Source organism: Pedobacter sp. HMWF019, from assembly GCF_003061025.1.
Lineage (GTDB): Bacteria > Bacteroidota > Bacteroidia > Sphingobacteriales > Sphingobacteriaceae > Pedobacter.
Genome location: NZ_QAIL01000034.1, coordinates 1 through 17,252, shown reverse-complemented (window position 1 = coordinate 17,252; position 17,252 = coordinate 1). Strand labels below are relative to the sequence as shown.

At 40.7% G+C, this 17,252-nt stretch carries 18 protein-coding genes; 9 read left to right on the top strand and 9 right to left on the bottom strand.

Translation table 11 applies throughout. From position 1 onward, the window contains the following. Nucleotides 1–69: 69 nt before the first annotated feature. Entirely contained in the window at nt 70–1,272 is a 1,203-nt protein-coding gene (locus DBR11_RS02020; RefSeq protein ID WP_158275187.1) for a GAF domain-containing sensor histidine kinase, read from the bottom strand. Nucleotides 1,273–1,614: 342 nt separating this feature from the next. Between DBR11_RS02020 and DBR11_RS02015 the strand changes: the two genes are divergently transcribed. Continuing rightward, nucleotides 1,615–1,794: a hypothetical protein gene (locus tag DBR11_RS02015; protein ID WP_108549940.1), complete on the top strand. Its 180-nt coding sequence runs from the start codon at nt 1,615–1,617 to the stop codon at nt 1,792–1,794. Between the two features lie 137 nt (nt 1,795–1,931). On the opposite strand, the gene DBR11_RS02010 is transcribed toward DBR11_RS02015, so the two are convergent. Then, nucleotides 1,932–2,450 carry a sigma-70 family RNA polymerase sigma factor gene (locus tag DBR11_RS02010; RefSeq protein WP_108549939.1) on the bottom strand — a complete coding sequence of 173 codons (519 nt, stop codon included), beginning with the start codon at nt 2,448–2,450 and terminating at the stop codon, nt 1,932–1,934. A gap of 237 nt (nt 2,451–2,687) precedes the next feature. After that, nucleotides 2,688–3,668: an MBL fold metallo-hydrolase gene (locus tag DBR11_RS02005; RefSeq protein ID WP_108549938.1), complete on the bottom strand. Its 981-nt coding sequence runs from the start codon at nt 3,666–3,668 to the stop codon at nt 2,688–2,690. Nucleotides 3,669–3,958: 290 nt separating this feature from the next. On the opposite strand from DBR11_RS02005, the gene DBR11_RS02000 reads away from it, so the two are divergent. From DBR11_RS02000 to DBR11_RS01990, 3 genes are all read left to right on the top strand, one after another. Then, on the top strand, nt 3,959–5,197 hold the full coding sequence (locus DBR11_RS02000) for a TolC family protein (protein WP_158275186.1): 1,239 nt from the start codon (nt 3,959–3,961) through the stop codon (nt 5,195–5,197). Nucleotides 5,198–5,349: 152 nt separating this feature from the next. Further along, a complete protein-coding gene (locus DBR11_RS01995; RefSeq protein WP_108549936.1) occupies nt 5,350–5,847 on the top strand; it encodes a DUF892 family protein in 498 nt (165 codons plus the stop codon). 85 nt (nt 5,848–5,932) lie between these two features. Continuing rightward, nucleotides 5,933–6,118 (top strand): hypothetical protein, encoded by a 186-nt coding sequence (locus tag DBR11_RS01990; RefSeq protein ID WP_108549935.1) that lies wholly within the window; start codon nt 5,933–5,935, stop codon nt 6,116–6,118. 16 nt (nt 6,119–6,134) lie between these two features. Here DBR11_RS01990 and DBR11_RS29470 read toward each other — a convergent pair whose 3' ends face one another. Then, the gene (locus DBR11_RS29470) at nt 6,135–6,278 is read right to left on the bottom strand and encodes a hypothetical protein (RefSeq protein ID WP_158275185.1); all 144 of its coding nucleotides are present in this window, start codon (nt 6,276–6,278) and stop codon (nt 6,135–6,137) included. A gap of 20 nt (nt 6,279–6,298) precedes the next feature. Beyond that, nucleotides 6,299–6,886, bottom strand: a complete 588-nt coding sequence (locus tag DBR11_RS01985; RefSeq protein WP_108549934.1) for an RNA polymerase sigma factor — start codon at nt 6,884–6,886, stop codon at nt 6,299–6,301. A 417-nt stretch (nt 6,887–7,303) separates the two neighbouring features. Between DBR11_RS01985 and DBR11_RS01980 the strand changes: the two genes are divergently transcribed. Genes DBR11_RS01980 through DBR11_RS01970 form a run of 3 tightly spaced genes read left to right on the top strand, consistent with a single transcriptional unit; the run spans nt 7,304 to nt 9,998 of the window. Continuing rightward, nucleotides 7,304–7,825, top strand: coding sequence for a hypothetical protein (locus DBR11_RS01980; protein ID WP_108549933.1), 522 nt, complete (start codon nt 7,304–7,306; stop codon nt 7,823–7,825). A gap of 9 nt (nt 7,826–7,834) precedes the next feature. Continuing rightward, nucleotides 7,835–8,644: a hypothetical protein gene (locus DBR11_RS01975; protein WP_108549932.1), complete on the top strand. Its 810-nt coding sequence runs from the start codon at nt 7,835–7,837 to the stop codon at nt 8,642–8,644. Further along, nucleotides 8,613–9,998, top strand: coding sequence for a hypothetical protein (locus tag DBR11_RS01970; RefSeq protein ID WP_108549931.1), 1,386 nt, complete (start codon nt 8,613–8,615; stop codon nt 9,996–9,998). Before DBR11_RS01975 ends, DBR11_RS01970 begins: the two co-directional genes overlap by 32 nt. Here DBR11_RS01970 and DBR11_RS01965 read toward each other — a convergent pair whose 3' ends face one another. From DBR11_RS01965 to DBR11_RS01950, 4 genes are all read right to left on the bottom strand, one after another. Beyond that, nucleotides 9,999–12,692, bottom strand: a complete 2,694-nt coding sequence (locus tag DBR11_RS01965; protein ID WP_146186438.1) for a hypothetical protein — start codon at nt 12,690–12,692, stop codon at nt 9,999–10,001. A gap of 145 nt (nt 12,693–12,837) precedes the next feature. Next, entirely contained in the window at nt 12,838–13,443 is a 606-nt protein-coding gene (locus DBR11_RS01960; RefSeq protein ID WP_108549929.1) for a response regulator transcription factor, read from the bottom strand. 153 nt (nt 13,444–13,596) lie between these two features. Then, complete coding sequence (locus tag DBR11_RS01955; RefSeq protein WP_108549928.1) at nt 13,597–14,202, bottom strand: DNA-3-methyladenine glycosylase; 606 nt, start codon at nt 14,200–14,202, stop codon at nt 13,597–13,599. Then, nucleotides 14,195–14,671 (bottom strand): GAF domain-containing protein, encoded by a 477-nt coding sequence (locus DBR11_RS01950; RefSeq protein WP_108549927.1) that lies wholly within the window; start codon nt 14,669–14,671, stop codon nt 14,195–14,197. Before DBR11_RS01950 ends, DBR11_RS01955 begins: the two co-directional genes overlap by 8 nt. Nucleotides 14,672–14,784: 113 nt before the next feature. Here DBR11_RS01950 and DBR11_RS01945 point away from each other — a divergent pair, with 113 nt between their 5' ends. Both DBR11_RS01945 and DBR11_RS01940 read left to right on the top strand, forming a co-directional pair. Then, complete coding sequence (locus DBR11_RS01945) at nt 14,785–16,953, top strand: S46 family peptidase (protein WP_108549926.1); 2,169 nt, start codon at nt 14,785–14,787, stop codon at nt 16,951–16,953. A 62-nt stretch (nt 16,954–17,015) separates the two neighbouring features. After that, nucleotides 17,016–17,252: hypothetical protein (locus tag DBR11_RS01940; protein WP_108549942.1), on the top strand; the 237-nt coding region annotated here is incomplete at its 3' end.

Here is a 17,252-nt window from a genome sequence, read left to right as displayed (position 1 = left end):
GAATAAGAAGTCGCGAGATCCCGGCGCGGGCCGGGATAACAGAAGTAAAGAGAATAGCTTCGTTCTGTTCTACGCTCCTATTTCTTCCTGAGGGAGGATAACCGTAAAGCTGGTTCCCTGACCCAATTGGGAATGAACCTGCAGGTGTCCCTGAAGTTCTGCTACATGCTGACTGACCAAAGGAAGGCCGAAACCAAAGCCCTGTTCCTTTTGCGTACCGGGCGTGGAAAATAATGCAGCGTTGGAAAACCTTTCCAATTGCTCCGGACTCATACCTACTCCGGAATCTGAAACGGTAACCTTTAGAATATGGCTTCCAAGTGCGAGTTGCCAGTCGAATATTACATAAACATTGCCGCCCGTTGGTGTAAATTTAATGGCATTCGACAACAAATTCCCCACTATTTGCATCACTTTACTTTTATGCCGGAGGCTGAAGTTTTCTCCTTGCAAAATGATCACTTCCAAAGCCACCCCCTTTTTCAATGTTTGAGGGGCATAAAGTTGCAACAATTGTTCCTTGAGCATGCCAAGATTAAAGGAACTATCCTGATGGCTCTTTCTGTAATTGCTGAGCATTTCGTCCGACAGTTCCATGAGCGTTCTGCTGCTTTGAAGAATCATTTGGATATATTGCAGGGATTCGCCTGGATCCGTATTTTGCTGCTCCAAGACTTGTGAGAGCCAGATTATACCAGAAAGTGGACTTCTGATGTCGTGCGCAACTTTCTTTTTAGACTGCTCGCAATCACTAAGCTGGGTTTCAAGCTTATCTATTTTACTATAAGATTTTAGTCTTGTGACGATTTCCTTAGCGATAATTTTAAGGTAATTGATTCGCTCTTTGCCCATCCTGTGCGTTGCCTGATCCAAAAAACATAGCGTACCTATATTTTTTCCTTCTTCCAATTGAAGCGGTATGCCAAAATAATAACGCAGATTTAAAGGACCACGAACAAAAGACTGGTTTTTAAACCGGGCATCTGTTGATAGGTTACTAATTTGTAAATGGTTGTTTTCAAGAATAGTATATTGACAAATGGAATCTTCCCGGGGCATTTGCCGGGTATGCATTCCGTGGCTGCTGATCGTCCATTGCGTATAGGTGTCAATTAAATTGATCAGCGATACTTCTGTTCCCGCAATTTTGGCGGCTAGATAGATCAGATCTTTAAAATCATCCTGTAGCTGTGTATAATCTAAATTCAGATCGTATAAACTTCCAAGACGGTCAAGTTCATTCTCGGGTATCGGAAAATAATTTGCATTCATATCGTAGATAAATTTTAACATTTAGGTAGAACCACAATCCGTTTGTTCATCTACGACAACGAGAATATTTAGGATTAGTTTTATCAGTTTCATACGAGCTGCCCAGAATACCATTTCATTAATCCAGGTTACCAGAAATTGAGATTATCATTATAATTTTACCAAAGCCTGCCTGGGGAACTTATAAGAAGGTATAAGCGTATTTTAGAAATAAACAAAAAGACACAATCTTAACTATTTGGAATACAAATGGTTATTTAATTATCCGTTTTAGTTAAATATTTTTCAAATTGATGACTTTAAAATGACAATGCATATATTTAAGTCCCTAATCTAAAAGTTATGTTAAAACCAATTGAAACTGAAGATCAATATATTTCTGTATTATCGTTTGCTTATGAGATGATGCAAACGGACTTGAAAAAGAATTTACATGCCGCCTATGAATTTGATATTTTGTGTTTACTGATTAATGAATACGTGGGTTCGTCCAATAACCAGAATACCAGTTTATTTGTTTAATGTACCAGAAAACTATATAAACTTAATATAATTTAGCTTTGAGTAATGAGGGTTTTCATGCACCCTTAATCAGTTAAAAAGGAGAAACAGGCTACCCTGGGGAGAGGGTAGCCTTGTTTTTAGTGAAAGAGTTCACCTTATGATCTAAAGCGGTCGCTATACATTTTGAGCTGGCCTTTCAGGAACTGACGAGCCATGTGGATGCGAGTTTTTACCGTACCCAGCGGGATATCTAATTCTTCTGCAATCTCATGGTACTTAAACCCTTCAAAGTACCTTAAAAAAGGTACAGCATATTCTGATTGCAATTGATCCATCGCTTTATGAATATCCTCCATTACAAATTTACTATCACCCGCGTTAATAGATGCACTATTACAAAGTTGGTAAGAGCTCAAATCTTCTGAAGTTTGAATCACTGCCCTTTTTTTAATATCCTTACGATAATCGTTGATAAAGGTATTGCGCATAATGGTATACAACCAAGCCCGAAGATTCGTCCCCTGCTTATAAAGGTGGTGATAACGAATAGCTTTAATGAGCGTATCCTGCACCAGGTCATTGGCGTCGTCCATATCGTTCGTAAATTTCATTGCGAAATTTTCCAGACAAGAGCGCTGGCTGCAGATTTGATCATTGAGCATTGTGTTTTCCATAGGTAGATGTATTTAATGATTTTCAATAGGTAATATCCCCTATCCAATCATCGTACCAATGCGAACCGAAAAATTGCCAGAAAAAGCTTAACGATTTATTCACAATCCTCTTTTTTGACTACAAAGAGCAGCTATTCAGCACATTTCCTAAAGAGAAAAAAAAAATCGACAATCAGATCCTGAAAATTGGCACAATTGATGTCTATTGGCTTTCTGTAGACAATCCTAGACCAAATATTAATCTGGAAGTACTGTTGGTTGCTGTATCCATTCAAAACCTTCACCCTGCTTTTTAACATGTCCCAATCCTGGCCAGGGCAGATGATAAGAGAAGACCAGGGCTCTTGACAAGGCCAGTTCGTTTAATATTTTCCTTCTGGATTTAACGGCTAGCTCAAAGTCTGTATCTCCTTCAAAACCCCATTCAGGGTGTTCAAATACCAGTACCTGCGAATGCACCAGATCTGCTACATGGTATAGGCTTTCCTGACCAGAAAATACCTGAACAACGCAATGCCCGGGGGTATGCCCGGGAGCAAGTTTTATCCTGATACAATCTAGAATTTCCGCACGATCTTCAAACAAATGGAGTTGAGGCTTTAGGGCGGTGATGTTTTTTCTCGCTACGGCAACAACCATCTTTTTCAGACCCTCATCAGTAATTTTACTTTTAGAAAAATCTGGCGAGTTGCTCATCCAGAAGTCGTGTTCTATCCTGGACAGGTACACCCTCGCATTCGGAAATGTGACCTGCCCATCCTTATCCGTTAATCCACCTATATGATCCGGGTGCGCATGTGAAATTACAACATCGGTAACTTCCGAAGGTTTTATACCCGCATGAACAAGATTTTCGGTCAGCCATCCAGAATCCTTTCCGAAGTTGGCCCCGCAACCTGTATCAATCAATATGGTTCGGCTAGCTGATTGTACGACTAAGATGTTAATGCTCAGATCAACTTCCGATTTTGAGGCAAAATTGGCATCAAGTGTTTTTTCAACAACAGTTGAAGAGATTCCAGGAGCAAAATTAGGCTGTACAGGTTTCATCAAAATATGTCCATCGGTAATTACTCTGAGTTCCAGTTTCCCTAAATTGAATTTATGAAAACCTCTGATTTCACTGTTGTTTCCTGAGGCAGCAAATAGTTTTTTAACATCTATAATTCCAAGCAAGGCAATTAGTGCTGAATGCTTTAATGCGGTTCTTCTATCCATTTTTTCTTTCAAAACTATAGGAATGGTATACTTACGTCAAGTATGTACTTTTAAGTAACCTACATACTTTTTATAACCTATTGCTGATTGTCAGCTATTTAATTTTGAAATAAAAAACGAAACAGGCCCCTGTTGGTAAAAAAACAGAATGTTAGGATCCTATTCGGACAGGTTATACCGAAGGTTTTAATTTGGAGCGGTCAAACAATGCCGAAATATTCTTGTTAGTCTTCTAAATTTAACCAAACGGCCTGATGTATTTAAAAATATGCAGATCCTTATTTTGCTTAATGATAATAGCTTTAAGCCTCTGCAACACTGGTTTTGCCCAAACAGACACTTTAAAAATTAGTTTTAAACAAGCAGAAAAAACATTTCTGGATAACAACCTGAGCTTAATTGCTCAAAAATACAATATCAGCGCAGCACAAGCATTGGTACAACAGGCAAAGCTGTGGGATAACCCTACGCTGGCTACCGATCAGAACTTATATGACAACACACATAGCTTTTTCAATCATTCCAATGGTAATGGAGAGGTATATGCTGTAATAAGTCAAATCATTAAAACAGCAGGAAAACGGGGATTGAACGTGCAGCTAGCTAAAGACGGAGTAATGATACAGCAAGCTCAGTTTAGTGATTTGATGCGTAATCTGCACTATAATCTTCAATTGGATTTTGCGCAACTGGCAAATTTAAATGAGCAGGCTAAAGTTTACCATTATGAAATTTCGGCGGGTACTACATTGGTGGGTAAGATTGAACATGCTTACAAAACCGATAAGACTAAATATAAAGATTTTGTGCGGCTAAAGGCACTTTTATTTGGTCTTGAAAATGATATGGTAGACAACAGCCGACAAATCAATGCGCTTGAAACCGAGCTTAAGGTATTGTTGCAAACCAAATCTACCGCTTTTATTTTACCTGTAGTACAAAATGGATCTTATGCACAGGTAAAACTTAATGTAATGGATTTAATAGAGAAGGCTAAGAATAACCGCGCAGATTACCTGTCTGCCCGGTATGTATTGGCCAATGCTCAGCATAACCTTAAGTATCAAAAGGCACTGGCCATACCAGATGTGACGATTGGGGTAGACTATGACAAAGTAAACAGCTATGCGCCCAACTACTTTGGACTCCAGGTCGGTTTTGCATTGCCCTTCTTTAACCGGAACCAAGGCAATATAAGATCGGCTGTATATGATATACAAAGTAAGGAGAACACCTTTAAAGAAAACGGACTGAGACTTGAAAATGCAATCGTAGCTACGCTGGAACAATATCGGGTAAGCGCTGAACTGCTGGCCACAAAACATGAAGATTTCAATGAGCAATACGATCAATTATTTGAAAGCTTACTAAATGACTATCAGTCTGGTAAAATTGGACTGGTAGATTTTGTGGATTTCTTCGATTCTTATAAGGACACCAAATTAAAACTACTTCAACAACAATACAATCTGCAAAAGGCTATTGCAGATTTAAATTTCACCGTAGGTACTTCTGTTGTTAACCTTTAATATATCCAAACTATGAAAAAACCAGTATCAGGTGCTAAACTTGTACGATACTTTAAAATGTCGGGGCCTGGCCTGCTCACAGGCTCGGGCACAATTTGTTTTATCCAACTTATGAGCTGCATTGCTTATTTTCCACCTAATGTATAATATTTATGAAGGAAGCTTTGAAAATTTTGAATGATCTCTACAGGCAACAGCTTAAGCAGTTAATCGCTGCAGAAAAAAAGCACTTAAAATGCTTAGCAAAATTGGCACCTGCTGCTGGCACTGATGAGTTAAAAAGTGCTATTTCCAGAGATTCAATGGATATTGAACAGAACTTGGAACGCTTAACACAATGCAAATCCTGGATAAAGGGCAAATCTTCTGTAAAGGCCAATGCTAAAAATTCGCTCAGCACTTTAATTGGAAATTACCCCAAGAGAATGAAATCTTCAATTTACTATGACATTCGCATTTTGAAATACATTCAGGAATGCTTCATGCTTAAAATTGTAACCTATCAGAATCTGCAATTGATGGCTGGCATTCTTCAGCAAGAACATCCCGTTGTGCTTCTGGAACAATGTGTTAAGGACAATCAAAACAGTTATTCGTATTTGGTGCAGATTTCAGCGAACATCATTTATCCTGAAGCGCTGGCAAATTAAATCTTTAAAACCTTCTTTTGTGCCTGTTGTTATAGCTTTAGAAATATTGATCGTTCATTTCATTAAATAATAATAGCTAATTGTTATGGAAACTAAAGAAAATATTATGGAAGAAAGCCTGCAGGAAATGAAAAATGTTGCTGCAGAAAGAACTGAGAATTATCAACAACCTCAAATTAACGGTAAAAAGGAGCAAACAGTGATTATAGATCCTGCGGATACGGGCGAAACAGATCAAGAGGAGGATGAAGAAGACGATGAATCGATCTAATTCTGATCTCTAATTGTCAAATGGTGAGCTGACTTAAGGTTTGTTCTCCAGCAAAGGTCCACTTTGTATTCTCTGTGCAGATGGCAAGAAAACCTTCATAATCACCTTTTGTAATGGCAGTATTCACCAGTTCTAGTATGATTTTGTTATGTTGAACCATGGTAATAATTGGATAATTAGTTATCTCAATAAGCCTGTTAAAAGCGCATATATATAAAGTATTAAACCTAGCTTTCCTCTCAGAACTTTTAATGCTCTTTTGATTTGGGTATGAACGGTATGCTCTGAGAGGTCTAAACGCTCTGCGATTTCTTTATTGGAGAGATATTCTTGACGTCTTAGCTGAAATATCTCCCGCATTTTTTCTGGCAAGTTATTGATCTCTTTTTCAATCAGCGCAGCCAGATCTTTTTCCCTGATGCGGTAATCTGTTCCGGCTGGTGCATCGTTAATAATCTCTTTAAAAGAGGCTACATGCTCCTGTGTAATGGCAACATGTCTGAATACATTCAATACTCGGTTCAAAACCGCTTTATAGAGATAGCCTGAGAGGGTGGTTTGTATTTCGAGATTTTCTCTTGAATTCCATAGATATACATAGACTTCCTGAATGATATCTTTGGCACTATCTGTATCCTGAAGTTTTTTGTAAGCGTAGATATATAATAAAGTATTATATCTGTTGTAAATTTCAGTGAACGAACTATGGTTACCTTCTTTCAAAAGTTTGATCAGCTGAGCGTCTGAAAGTGATTTACAATCAGTCATACGTAGTCTTAATTTTCAGCTTGAAATAGGTGGTTAGAATTCATTGCCCCAAACATAACCAATATTTTCCTTTTTTTGAGGACTTATCGAATCAGGTTTGTTTCGGGATCCTGAAATAAACTGCGCAGCATTCTTGAAGACCAGACCGCCGAAGGCAGCTTGAATACAATTAAAAACATATACTCTTATGAAAAATCAATAGAAGCTACTGAAAAATTCAGGAGGACGGGGTGGCGATAGACAAAAACTACTTTTCATTATCATTTTTATGCATTTCGTTACACAAGCCCCTCCTTTACCGTGCTGTTGTGGCTATTTTGCTTATTCCGGGCAAGGATGTAACATCAATATGTGTCTTTACGGCGAACCTTTATCGTGTTCTTATACTTAGCTTTGAATTAGATAAACAAACAATTTATGACAAAGAAAATATTTATGATTGGCGCGCTTTTAGCCGCTCTCACTTTCGCCAACACTAAAGCAAATGCACAGGCGGTTTCGGGTACTGTAGCGGTAAACCTGATCCTTTCTGATGCCTATTCAATTGTACTGGGACCTACTCCTGATGTTACTTTTACTTATGCAACTGCGGCGGATTACTCCTCCAGTAAAAACGTTTTAAAGAGTAGCCATTTCACAGTAGTTAGTAACAAACCTTACAGTGTAGCCGTAAAAGCAAATTCTGCGTTTAACACCATCTCTACTACAACGCCTCCGCTGAGCGCTGTGCAGATTTCTGTAGATCCAAGTACAATCACAGGAGCGACCTACACAACTGCGACGCTGACTCAGGCCAATCAAACCATTGCAGCTGCAGCAAGTCCGACAATAGGTACAGCATACAATATTAATTATGCAATTCCTACGGCTGCACCATTATTGGCAATGTCAGCAGGCACCTATACAACCAATGTAGTTTATACAGTAACACAGCCATAAATTGACTGAATGAGATTAACTTTTATTTTCATTCTAAGCCTTGTCTCTGCGCTTTCAATTCATGCAAGGGGACAAGGTTTTTCTGTTTCTCCTTCCCGCCTTGTTTTCAGCGGAAATGCTGGTGAAACTGTTAGTCAATCCATTACCTTTAGCAATAACTCCCCTACTGTGCTGTCTTTTATCAACCGGATACAGGACTGGGACAGGGACACGTTGGGTAATAAATCCTATTATGACGCTGGTACGAAACCGCAATCCAATTCAAAGTGGATCAATCTTTCTTCAAATTCAATAGAGATACAGCCGGGAGAAACGAAGCAGGTGATCGTTTCTCTGAATATTCCTGCGGATGCCAAGACATTAACACATAGTATGATCTTTTTTACCCAGGTCAAACAGCAGCATACTGAACAGACCAAGGGGACTTCGATAGGGATCAATATTCTGATGGAAGTGGGCATACAGGTTTATTATGCGCCAAAAGGATTGAATGCAGGGGAGTTCGAATTCCTCGCTTTTGACGATCATGGAATTACAGAGCAGAATGGCGTAAAAATGCGGACATTGGCCCTGAAAATTCATAACAAAGGTGACATTAACAAGGATGCCACTGTAAAATTCGAACTGACCAATAAAGAAACGGGGGAAGACATAAAGCTGGCCCCGCAAATCATTGCGATGCTACCCGATGCGACTCAATGGGTATTGATGAAAATTCCGGCAAACCTGAAAGGGAAATTCCTGGCCGTAGGTTTATTAGATGCAGGTTCTACTTATGATTTGAAAGTTGCTGAAAAAGAAATTACATATAGCCCTTAGTACATTGCTCTGCTGTTTTACAGCGGCGGGCAGCTATGCACAAGCTACCGTTACCATTCCGGCAGTGAACATCACCAGCCAAAGTGATTATACTGCATCAGCGGTTCCTAGCGGCTCATCCGCCGCGCTATCTGTCCTGGGCTCTATTACCGTCAAATCCAGCACGGCAAATTTTCCGGCAACTACGTCTGGTACATCGGCACCGTTGGCTCTTGGGGTTGTGCATCCCAAGGTAAATTCAATCGGTGGCTTGAACTTACTTGGAGCGGCCACAGAAGTACAGCTCAGTACATTAGCCCAGGGCATCTACACCTCTGTGCTCGGATTGGGTTCAGGGGCTTTAACCATAGATTACAGAATCGCGATTGCTGGTACGGCCTGGCTGGCCGGAACCTATGCTACGCCGCTTACATTCGTCAACGCCACCCCGGTTTCACAAAACCTGAGTATTGTTGTTCCTGCATTGCTTACGCTCAATACCCCCGTTACCACGCCTACCACAATGACTGTCAATGCCCTGTCTGCTTTCCGGACAGGTGGTGGGGTATCAGCCACCAATACTTTTGATTATTTTTCTACTGTACCTACAGATGTATTTCTGAACTCAACCAGCAGTACTTTTTCCTTCTCTACCACACAACTCTTTAATTCAACCCCTGTAGTACCTTCTGGAAAACTTACAGCATTGCTTTCCGGAGCTTATGCAGGACCAGCAATCAGTCTTTCTACGGCTGCACAGGCCATTTCTGTTTCAGGCAGCGTACCTGTGGTGGCCACCAATAAAAATGGCCAGAGCAATACGTTAAGCATCAGTGCAGCAGATCTTAAAGCCAATTTTGTACAGGCAGGAACTTATACCCTGCCGATTGTTTATACGATAGCCAAGAATGTTGCGGCATATCCGGCTACACTGGCTTCCATCACAACCAGCAGTTCTGTTCAGGTAACTGTTGCAAAAATGTCTGAGTTGACCATTCCAGCCAGTACGGTGAACTTCAGTTTTACTACTCCTGCGGCTTACAGCCAGGGGTTGACCGTTGCAATGCCCAATCCGATTACAGTGAGCAGTACTGTTCCTTACGGGGTAACGGTAAAGACAAGCGGAAACTTCATTTCGGGCGCCAATTCTATCCCTGCAGGTGTAATGATTGTGGAAGGAACTCCGAGCCAGACTGGTATTAGCCCTGTTACGCTTTCTACTACAGCCACGAATCTCTTCAACGGTTCAAATCCTGTGATAGACCGGACAATTAATCTGCAGTTCCGGGTACCCAATACACAAACCGTTAACTTACTGAATAAGCCGGCGGGAACTTACAATGCTACAGTTACCTTTACCATCGTTGCCCCCTAATTAAAATCTTGTTATTCCCACTTTCCGGTGTTCGTCTTTGTACAGGAAGGTTAAAAGTGCAACCGGTTTTCCAGTCAGCGAAACTTCTTCTTTGCCATTCTCAATAGAAAAAGGCATTCCTTCTGTTTCTATATAAACCGTATAATTGTTCCTGGGCAGATAGAAACAGAATCCACCACGGTCATCTGTCAGCGTTTGGTATTTACGGCCACCTGCATCGATAGCCGTTACCCGGATTCCTGCAAGTTCGAACTGGGCATTCAGATATTTTGAAGTAAGGGGTTTAACACATCCGTTCAACGCTTGTGTTTTAACTAAAGGCACTTCTATCCGTTTATTTTTATCCAGGAATACGGTGGTGGGCTCCTGCAGGCTCCAGCCTTTGGTATTGGTTACAGAAGCAATGTAGACCTCTTTCTTCATATCACTAAAGGTTACTTCTCCTTTACTGTTCGTTAATGCCACATCGTCGTTTATTTTGACCAGGACACCTGCTACAGGGGCTTCACCTGGGTCCCGTTGTCCGTTGCTGTTCCGGTCTTCATAATAAGCGAGCGTTAGTTTTTTTGACCTGCTGTTGCCCTGTTTACCAAACTGTTTTTCTATACCTAATCTGAGTTGACGGTTATCATAAGACTGGCGGTCCAGGGTGTTGGTTGTATTCTGTTCGGGGTTGTACAGCATTGGCAACATCTTTTGTTTGGTGAGAATGTACTGTACATCGCCGGTAAGGGCCCAGTGCCCTTTCATCAGGTACCTAAAGCTGCCATTTGCTGAATAGTTGTTACTGCTGGTAAAACCATAGTAATTGTACATCCCGCCAAACTGAAGGCTTAAACTGTTTTTAAATGCATTAAAGTGTAAATTGGGGCCAACAGAATATAATCGGTAACGCTGGTTTTCGGTTGAGGAAAGTGCATCTGATAAATAATATGGATTGAACTGTGCATAAGCGGTCAACCCAAAGATGGGCATCGTATAACTTCCGGTGATTTTTACCGATTGAAAGGGGGCCGGCGGTTTTTCTGAAGTATTGAAAAAGGTATAACCATAATCGGCAGTGAGTGAGAAGCTGTTGATGGCTCCGCTATAACCTATATTGGCTGCCAGGCGGAATGATCTGGAGGTCCAGTCAGCGGGCATAGGTACAAATTCAGAGAATCCTTTCGAAATCAGGTGCTGGTCCATATAATAAGGCCCGATATTAAAGTAGAGCTTACCAGACCGGAGGTTATAGGCCAATTCATAAATGTCAATGGAATTTTTGTTGATCCCAAGGTCAAAAATAGAGGTTAACCTGGACTGGTATTTCGGATTGTTGGCCTGTGTATTCACATGCGCAGTCAAACTGCCGGTTTCACTTATGGGGGTAGAAATACGGAAATCGATCAGCAACAACCCGCGTCTTAAACCGGTAAAATATGGATTACTGTAGTATCCGTTTCCCGAAACCTGGACCGCCCTGGTATTCAGCACATAATTCAGTCCTGCCGAAAAACCTTGTTTTGCCGGTGAACTGCCATCGCTCTGATTTTCGAGGGAATAACCGCCTTCAAATCCGAAGGTTTCATTTTTGCTAAGTCTAAAAGAGGATTTTGTACTTAACTGACTGGCGTCTAATCCTGTTAACGGGTCTCTGCTGTGCAGAAAAGTAAAGCGTTTTGATGTTGCTGGTTTTTCCAGACTATAATCCAAGGCATAGACCCTTGCTCCCGGTACAGTATTATTCACTCCATTATAGATAAAATAATTGTTTTGTATCCCATAAAAGGAAAGCACACTTTGATCTTCCAGTTTTGCACTGGCTTTGACTCCCTTTCCAGCCAGCTGAAAATCCAGGTTATCATAAATATTTCCTAGCCTTAAACCCCATTTTTTGGTTTGGTAGTCCACATAACTGTTGTATAAATTAATACCGTTTGCTCCCGGCTGATGGTAATCATCTGCATTCAAACGGTATTCAAGTGAAGAACTCTGGCCGGTATTCACTTTGCCGTTTGCCTGCAACTGGTAATAAGAAGATCCACGGTTCAGACTTGCGTAATGAAGAGATACGGTATTTGGAAGCGTCCCTCCCGGCTGGTTACCTGAACTAGACATTCTTCTTGCACTGCTAACATTCAGAATTCTGATCACCTTCACAGCGAGCTGATGGTTACTTTCATCCATTGCCTGCATGGTTACCGTGAAGTCTACAGCAGCATTTGCTGATTTATTTCGGGCCAGAAAAGGCAGCAACAGCTGTGAGCCCGGCTGCAATGTCAGAATTGTTGTCTGCCCGGTGAACTCCAGCCCGTCCGGAATTCCTGTTAATAATATTCTGAAGGTCAGCGGAATAAAACCATTGTTCGCACAACGTACAACGACCTGCGCCTGATTGCTCAACTGACTGAGATAGATTTCATCTTCCTCGGTACCAATGGTCAATCCACCAACATCTGTTAGTATGGTCTTAAAAGTTGCTGAAGCCTGTACCTGAACATTCGGGTTCAGGGCCAAGAGCTTAACTGTAAAAACTTGTATGTTGCTATTAATCGTTTGTCTGTCTGCAAGATATTTCAAGGGGAAAATCCTGCTCTCTCCTGCTTTCAGTACTAAGGTATCTGGCAAAGACAACAGACCTCTGGTGAGTGGTGTTGTTCCGGGGTCCTGCACCAGGACCACATCCTCACCAAAGGGATTGTTAATTTTCATAAAATTAGAAAACGTTTCCCCTCCTTTAATTCCCAATGTGTCTTTTGCAAAACTATATTTTACTTGAGATAAGACTTTACAGGAAATTACCTGGGAGAAAATAAGCAGACACCAAATAACTATTCTGATGTCACTTGCGCGTTTATTACCTAAACTGAGCAAGCAATTCACCTTTACTGTTGATATTCAGTTTCTTATAGGTTCTTTTGATATACTGCCTTACCGTATCCAGTGAGATCCCATATTTATACCCGATCAATTTGTAACTCAAACCATTTCTCAAGCCCTCAACAATCTGACGCTCCCTCAAGCTCAGATTGTTCTGATGATCTACAGCCTGCTGTACTTGCTGAATGAAGTTTCTTGAAATTGATGGGCTAAAAACAGAACCTCCGTTATACGTGGTCACGATTGTGGATATGACTTCATTTAAACAGGTGTCTTTTGTGAGATAGCCCATTGCCCCTGCCTTTACACAAGATATTACGGTGTTGTGGTCCTGGATATTACTATAGACAACCACATTGGTATTAGGGAATTTACGATAGATTTCAATAATGACGTCGATGCCGTTCTCTTCAATATCCACTAAGGTCACATTGGGCTCCCGGGCAGCAATTATGTTTTTACATTCGACCATAGAGCCCACTTCAAATGTAACCTTTAAATCGTGCTGATGACCATCATCGAGAAGGCTACGCATCATGCCTCTACGCTGTTGATTTACATCAATAATTCCTACTTTTATCATATTCAAGCCCTTTTTACTACTACAAATTAGTAATTGTAACAGGCTTCACCATAAAACAGGGCTGTTCAGTTTGTTCTTTTTATATTTAGGTTATAATTATTAGTTATATAACAATGATTATAAAACATTTAAAATTAATTTACTGAATGGATACTAGATATGTGGTTTACTGACATATGGGTTTCCTTTTACATAAAACCTCCAGGGCAATAAGGCATGATCACCAGCATAATCTACACCTATCCTTGGTCCTGAAACAATCTGACTTGCCGGAAAGGAAATTCCATTATCGGCTATCCAGAGCTCTTCTCCCGAAAGATCTTTAGCGTTGAGGGCTCTATCTATACCCAAGGCCTGGGAAAGCGCTCCAGGCCCAGCTGTGAGATTTGGTTTTAATTTTGGCATTTTTCGTCTTTCCAGCATAATGTCTATTCCTGTTACAGGCTCAATGCCCCGGATAAGTACAGCGTGGGGCGTATCTTGACTTGCGGTAACCACATTAAAAAGTGAATGTATACCATAACAAAGGTATACATAAGAAACCCCTCCGGCCTGATACATGGTTTGAGTCCTGTTTGTGAACCGGCCTCCGTAAGCATGGGATGCTTTGTCGGTTACCCCATGATAGGCCTCGGTTTCCACAATTGTACCACCAGTGAGCTGGCCGTCTTTGAAGGTGTACAACTGTTTTCCTAAAAGTTGCTGTGCCAGGAGCAGTACGTCGTGGTTCTGATAAAAAGAAAATGGAAGTTTATGCATGTATAAAGTTCACTATTTTCTTTAGATAAAATTCATCAGTATCATCAAAATGAGATAGATATTCACTATCTACATCAAGTACACCTATAATTTCTTCTCCGTGATAAACGGGTAACACGATTTCAGATCTGGATGCTGAACTACAGGCAATGTGACCTGGAAAGAGCTCTACATCCGGTACAATCACCACCTCCGATGTAGCCCAGGAGGTGCCGCAAACTCCTCTTCCCTTTTGGATCCTGGTACAGGCAACAGGCCCCTGAAAAGGTCCGAGTACCAATTCATTTTCTTTAACCAGATAAAAGCCTACCCAGAACCAATTAAACTGTTCCTTTAGAGCAGCCGCGATATTGGCAAGGTTTGCAATCAGATCATCTTCGCCGCTTATTAAGGCTTCAATCTGGGGTAGTAAAGATTCATACTGATCTTTTTTATCGGTACTGCTTATAATTTTTAAATCTTCGGCCATAGGTTTTATTTCTTAAGCCAAAGTTACGTATTTCCCCTGCTAAAGCTTGTCTTGGGGATGTAAAAGGCTAAATTTTACTAGATTTGAAAATTATCACCATTAGTATCTAACACATGAATAAAAAAACTCTACTATTTACCTCTCTTTTAGCCATCGGGATAGTCCAGTCGGGCTATACACCACCCGATGAAGGTATGTTCCCTTTAAGTGAGATCCACAAACTGGATTTGAAAAAGGCCGGATTAAAAATAGACCAGAAAGAGATCTACAATCCAAATGGAACAAGTCTGGTTGACGCCCTGGTTAACGTAGGTGGTTGCACGGGGTCTTTCATTTCTAACGAAGGACTGATCATCACCAATCACCATTGTGCATTTAGTGCCGTGCAACTGGCCAGTACGCCAGAACATGATTATTTAAACAATGGATTTGTAGCCAGATCACATGAACAAGAAATTGAAGCAAAAGGATTAACATGCCGTATAACAGATAGTTATGAAGATGTTTCTGATCGGATTTTAGGCGCTGTTGCCCAGATCACAGACCCTGCAAGCAGACTTCAGCTAATTAACAATACCATGAAAAATATCGTGGCCGAAGCAGAACAAAAAGACCCAAGCGTCAAAGCTGAGGTTTCGGAAATGTTTATTGGAAAAACTTATGTCTTATTTCGTTATAAAACGATTCAGGATGTTCGTTTGGTGTATGTTCCAAACCGACAGATTGGAGAATTTGGAGGAGAAACAGACAATTGGGTTTGGCCGCGCCATACTGGCGATTTCTCTTTTATGAGGGCATATGTCTCTAAAGATGGTAAGCCGGCAAAGTATTCAAAAGATAACGTTCCCTATTCCCCTAAAAAGTTTCTGAAGGTAAATGCCAGCGGAACTAAAGAAGAGGATTTTGTGTTTATTTTAGGTTATCCTGGCCGTACTTTCCGCCACCGTCCTTCGGAGTTTATTGAATACCAGCAAAAGTTCGTACTTCCTTATGTCTCTGAATTGTACGACTTTCAGAATAAAACAATGGAAGAGGCAGGAAAAAAAGATAAAGCTACCGAAATCAAATTGGCTACCCGGATTAAGCGCAATGCTAATGTACTCAAGAACTACAGAGGTAAACTACAAGGCTTAAGAGAAATTGACCTGATTGGGCAGAAAAAACAGGAAGACGCAGCAATGGCTCAGTTCATCAACGGCAATGTAGAGCTAAAAACCAAATACGGTAGTTTAATGGGCGATATTGATAACCTATACAAGCTAATTAATGGCGATGCGCAACGCGATCTGTGGTTACAGCAGATCTACACATCAACCAGTTTGTTGTCGGTATCCAGAACCATAAATAGCTTTAAAGAGGCACTCGAAGCACAACCTGTTGCACAAAAACAATCCTTTTTTGACCTGAATATAGAGCAAGTCAAAAAATCTCTGGCCGGAACTTATGAAGCCTACGACCTGTATGTAGATAAACAGATCTTAAACCGGATGTTTAATGATGCGGCAAAGTTCTCGCCAAATCAAAAGGTAGAAGCTGTAAACAAGTTTACAGGTAAAGGCTCAAATGATGAAACAACGATAAACAAGTACCTTAAGGATACTTTTGAACTAAGTAAGCTGAAGGACCAGGACTATGTATTGAATACGCTTCTTAAGTCACCAAAAGCTTTAAGCGCCTACAATGATGGCCTTCTTTTGCTGGAAAAAGACCTGGGCAAACAGATTGCAGAACTTAAGCCTGAAAAAGACAGAAGAGAGGGTCTACTCAACAAATTAATGGGTGACTACGTGAATGTTAAGGAGAAATTCCTAAAGAAAGACTTTATACCAGATGCAAACAGCACTTTGCGTCTGACCTATGGCTATGTAAGGGGCTACACTCCTGCTGATGCGACTTATATGAAGCCTTATACATCAATTAAAGGTATTCTCGAAAAGGGTGCTTCGGGTAATCCTGATTTTGGCTATCCAGCTGCAATTAAAACCCTTTGGACCAATAAAGACTTCGGGCCTTTTGAGAAAAAGGATTTAAAAGATGTTCCTGTTTCTTTCTTATATAATATGGACACCACCGGGGGTAACTCTGGCTCTCCTATTATGAATGCAAACGGAGAACTGATCGGAGTTAATTTTGACCGCGCTTATGGAGCTACCATTAATGATTACGCCTGGAACGAAAGCTACAGCCGCTCTATAGGTGTAGATATTCGTTATGTGCTTTGGGTAGCCACAAAAATTGACCATGCTGATTTCTTAGTGAAGGAAATAGGCATAAAACTATAATAAACACAAACGGCCTTTGTCTGGTATTGACCAGGCAAAGGCCTTATTAATTCCATAAAAAAATGAGAGTACTAGCAGAATTACCACATCCTGATTGCAAAATCACCTTGTTCAATATGAACCAAAAATACATCGTAAAATTTGAGCAGGGAACCTTGGAACAGAGTTACAAATTATCCGAACTTGACCTCAGTGGAGGGGGAGCGAACGAGATATTTCAGATACTTGATGAAGCGTTTATTGCCACCGTTGTAGAACGATTTAAGTTGATGAGGACAGATTTTACTGCAGCTTATAAC

What these genes read in the sequence shown, in the direction of transcription:
- DBR11_RS01960 (WP_108549929.1), bottom strand. Translation starts at nt 13,443, where the DNA reads ATGATAAAAGTAGGAATTATTGATGTAAATCAACAGCGTAGAGGCATG.
- DBR11_RS01990 (WP_108549935.1), top strand. Translation starts at nt 5,933, where the DNA reads ATGGAAACTAAAGAAAATATTATGGAAGAAAGCCTGCAGGAAATGAAA.
- DBR11_RS01950 (WP_108549927.1), bottom strand. Translation starts at nt 14,671, where the DNA reads ATGGCCGAAGATTTAAAAATTATAAGCAGTACCGATAAAAAAGATCAG.
- DBR11_RS29470 (WP_158275185.1), bottom strand. Translation starts at nt 6,278, where the DNA reads ATGGTTCAACATAACAAAATCATACTAGAACTGGTGAATACTGCCATT.
- DBR11_RS01985 (WP_108549934.1), bottom strand. Translation starts at nt 6,886, where the DNA reads ATGACTGATTGTAAATCACTTTCAGACGCTCAGCTGATCAAACTTTTG.
- DBR11_RS01975 (WP_108549932.1), top strand. Translation starts at nt 7,835, where the DNA reads ATGAGATTAACTTTTATTTTCATTCTAAGCCTTGTCTCTGCGCTTTCA.
- DBR11_RS02020 (WP_158275187.1), bottom strand. Translation starts at nt 1,272, where the DNA reads ATGAATGCAAATTATTTTCCGATACCCGAGAATGAACTTGACCGTCTT.
- DBR11_RS02005 (WP_108549938.1), bottom strand. Translation starts at nt 3,668, where the DNA reads ATGGATAGAAGAACCGCATTAAAGCATTCAGCACTAATTGCCTTGCTT.
- DBR11_RS02010 (WP_108549939.1), bottom strand. Translation starts at nt 2,450, where the DNA reads ATGGAAAACACAATGCTCAATGATCAAATCTGCAGCCAGCGCTCTTGT.
- DBR11_RS02015 (WP_108549940.1), top strand. Translation starts at nt 1,615, where the DNA reads ATGTTAAAACCAATTGAAACTGAAGATCAATATATTTCTGTATTATCG.
- DBR11_RS02000 (WP_158275186.1), top strand. Translation starts at nt 3,959, where the DNA reads ATGATAATAGCTTTAAGCCTCTGCAACACTGGTTTTGCCCAAACAGAC.
- DBR11_RS01945 (WP_108549926.1), top strand. Translation starts at nt 14,785, where the DNA reads ATGAATAAAAAAACTCTACTATTTACCTCTCTTTTAGCCATCGGGATA.
- DBR11_RS01980 (WP_108549933.1), top strand. Translation starts at nt 7,304, where the DNA reads ATGACAAAGAAAATATTTATGATTGGCGCGCTTTTAGCCGCTCTCACT.
- DBR11_RS01995 (WP_108549936.1), top strand. Translation starts at nt 5,350, where the DNA reads ATGAAGGAAGCTTTGAAAATTTTGAATGATCTCTACAGGCAACAGCTT.
- DBR11_RS01955 (WP_108549928.1), bottom strand. Translation starts at nt 14,202, where the DNA reads ATGCATAAACTTCCATTTTCTTTTTATCAGAACCACGACGTACTGCTC.
- DBR11_RS01965 (WP_146186438.1), bottom strand. Translation starts at nt 12,692, where the DNA reads ATGAAAATTAACAATCCCTTTGGTGAGGATGTGGTCCTGGTGCAGGAC.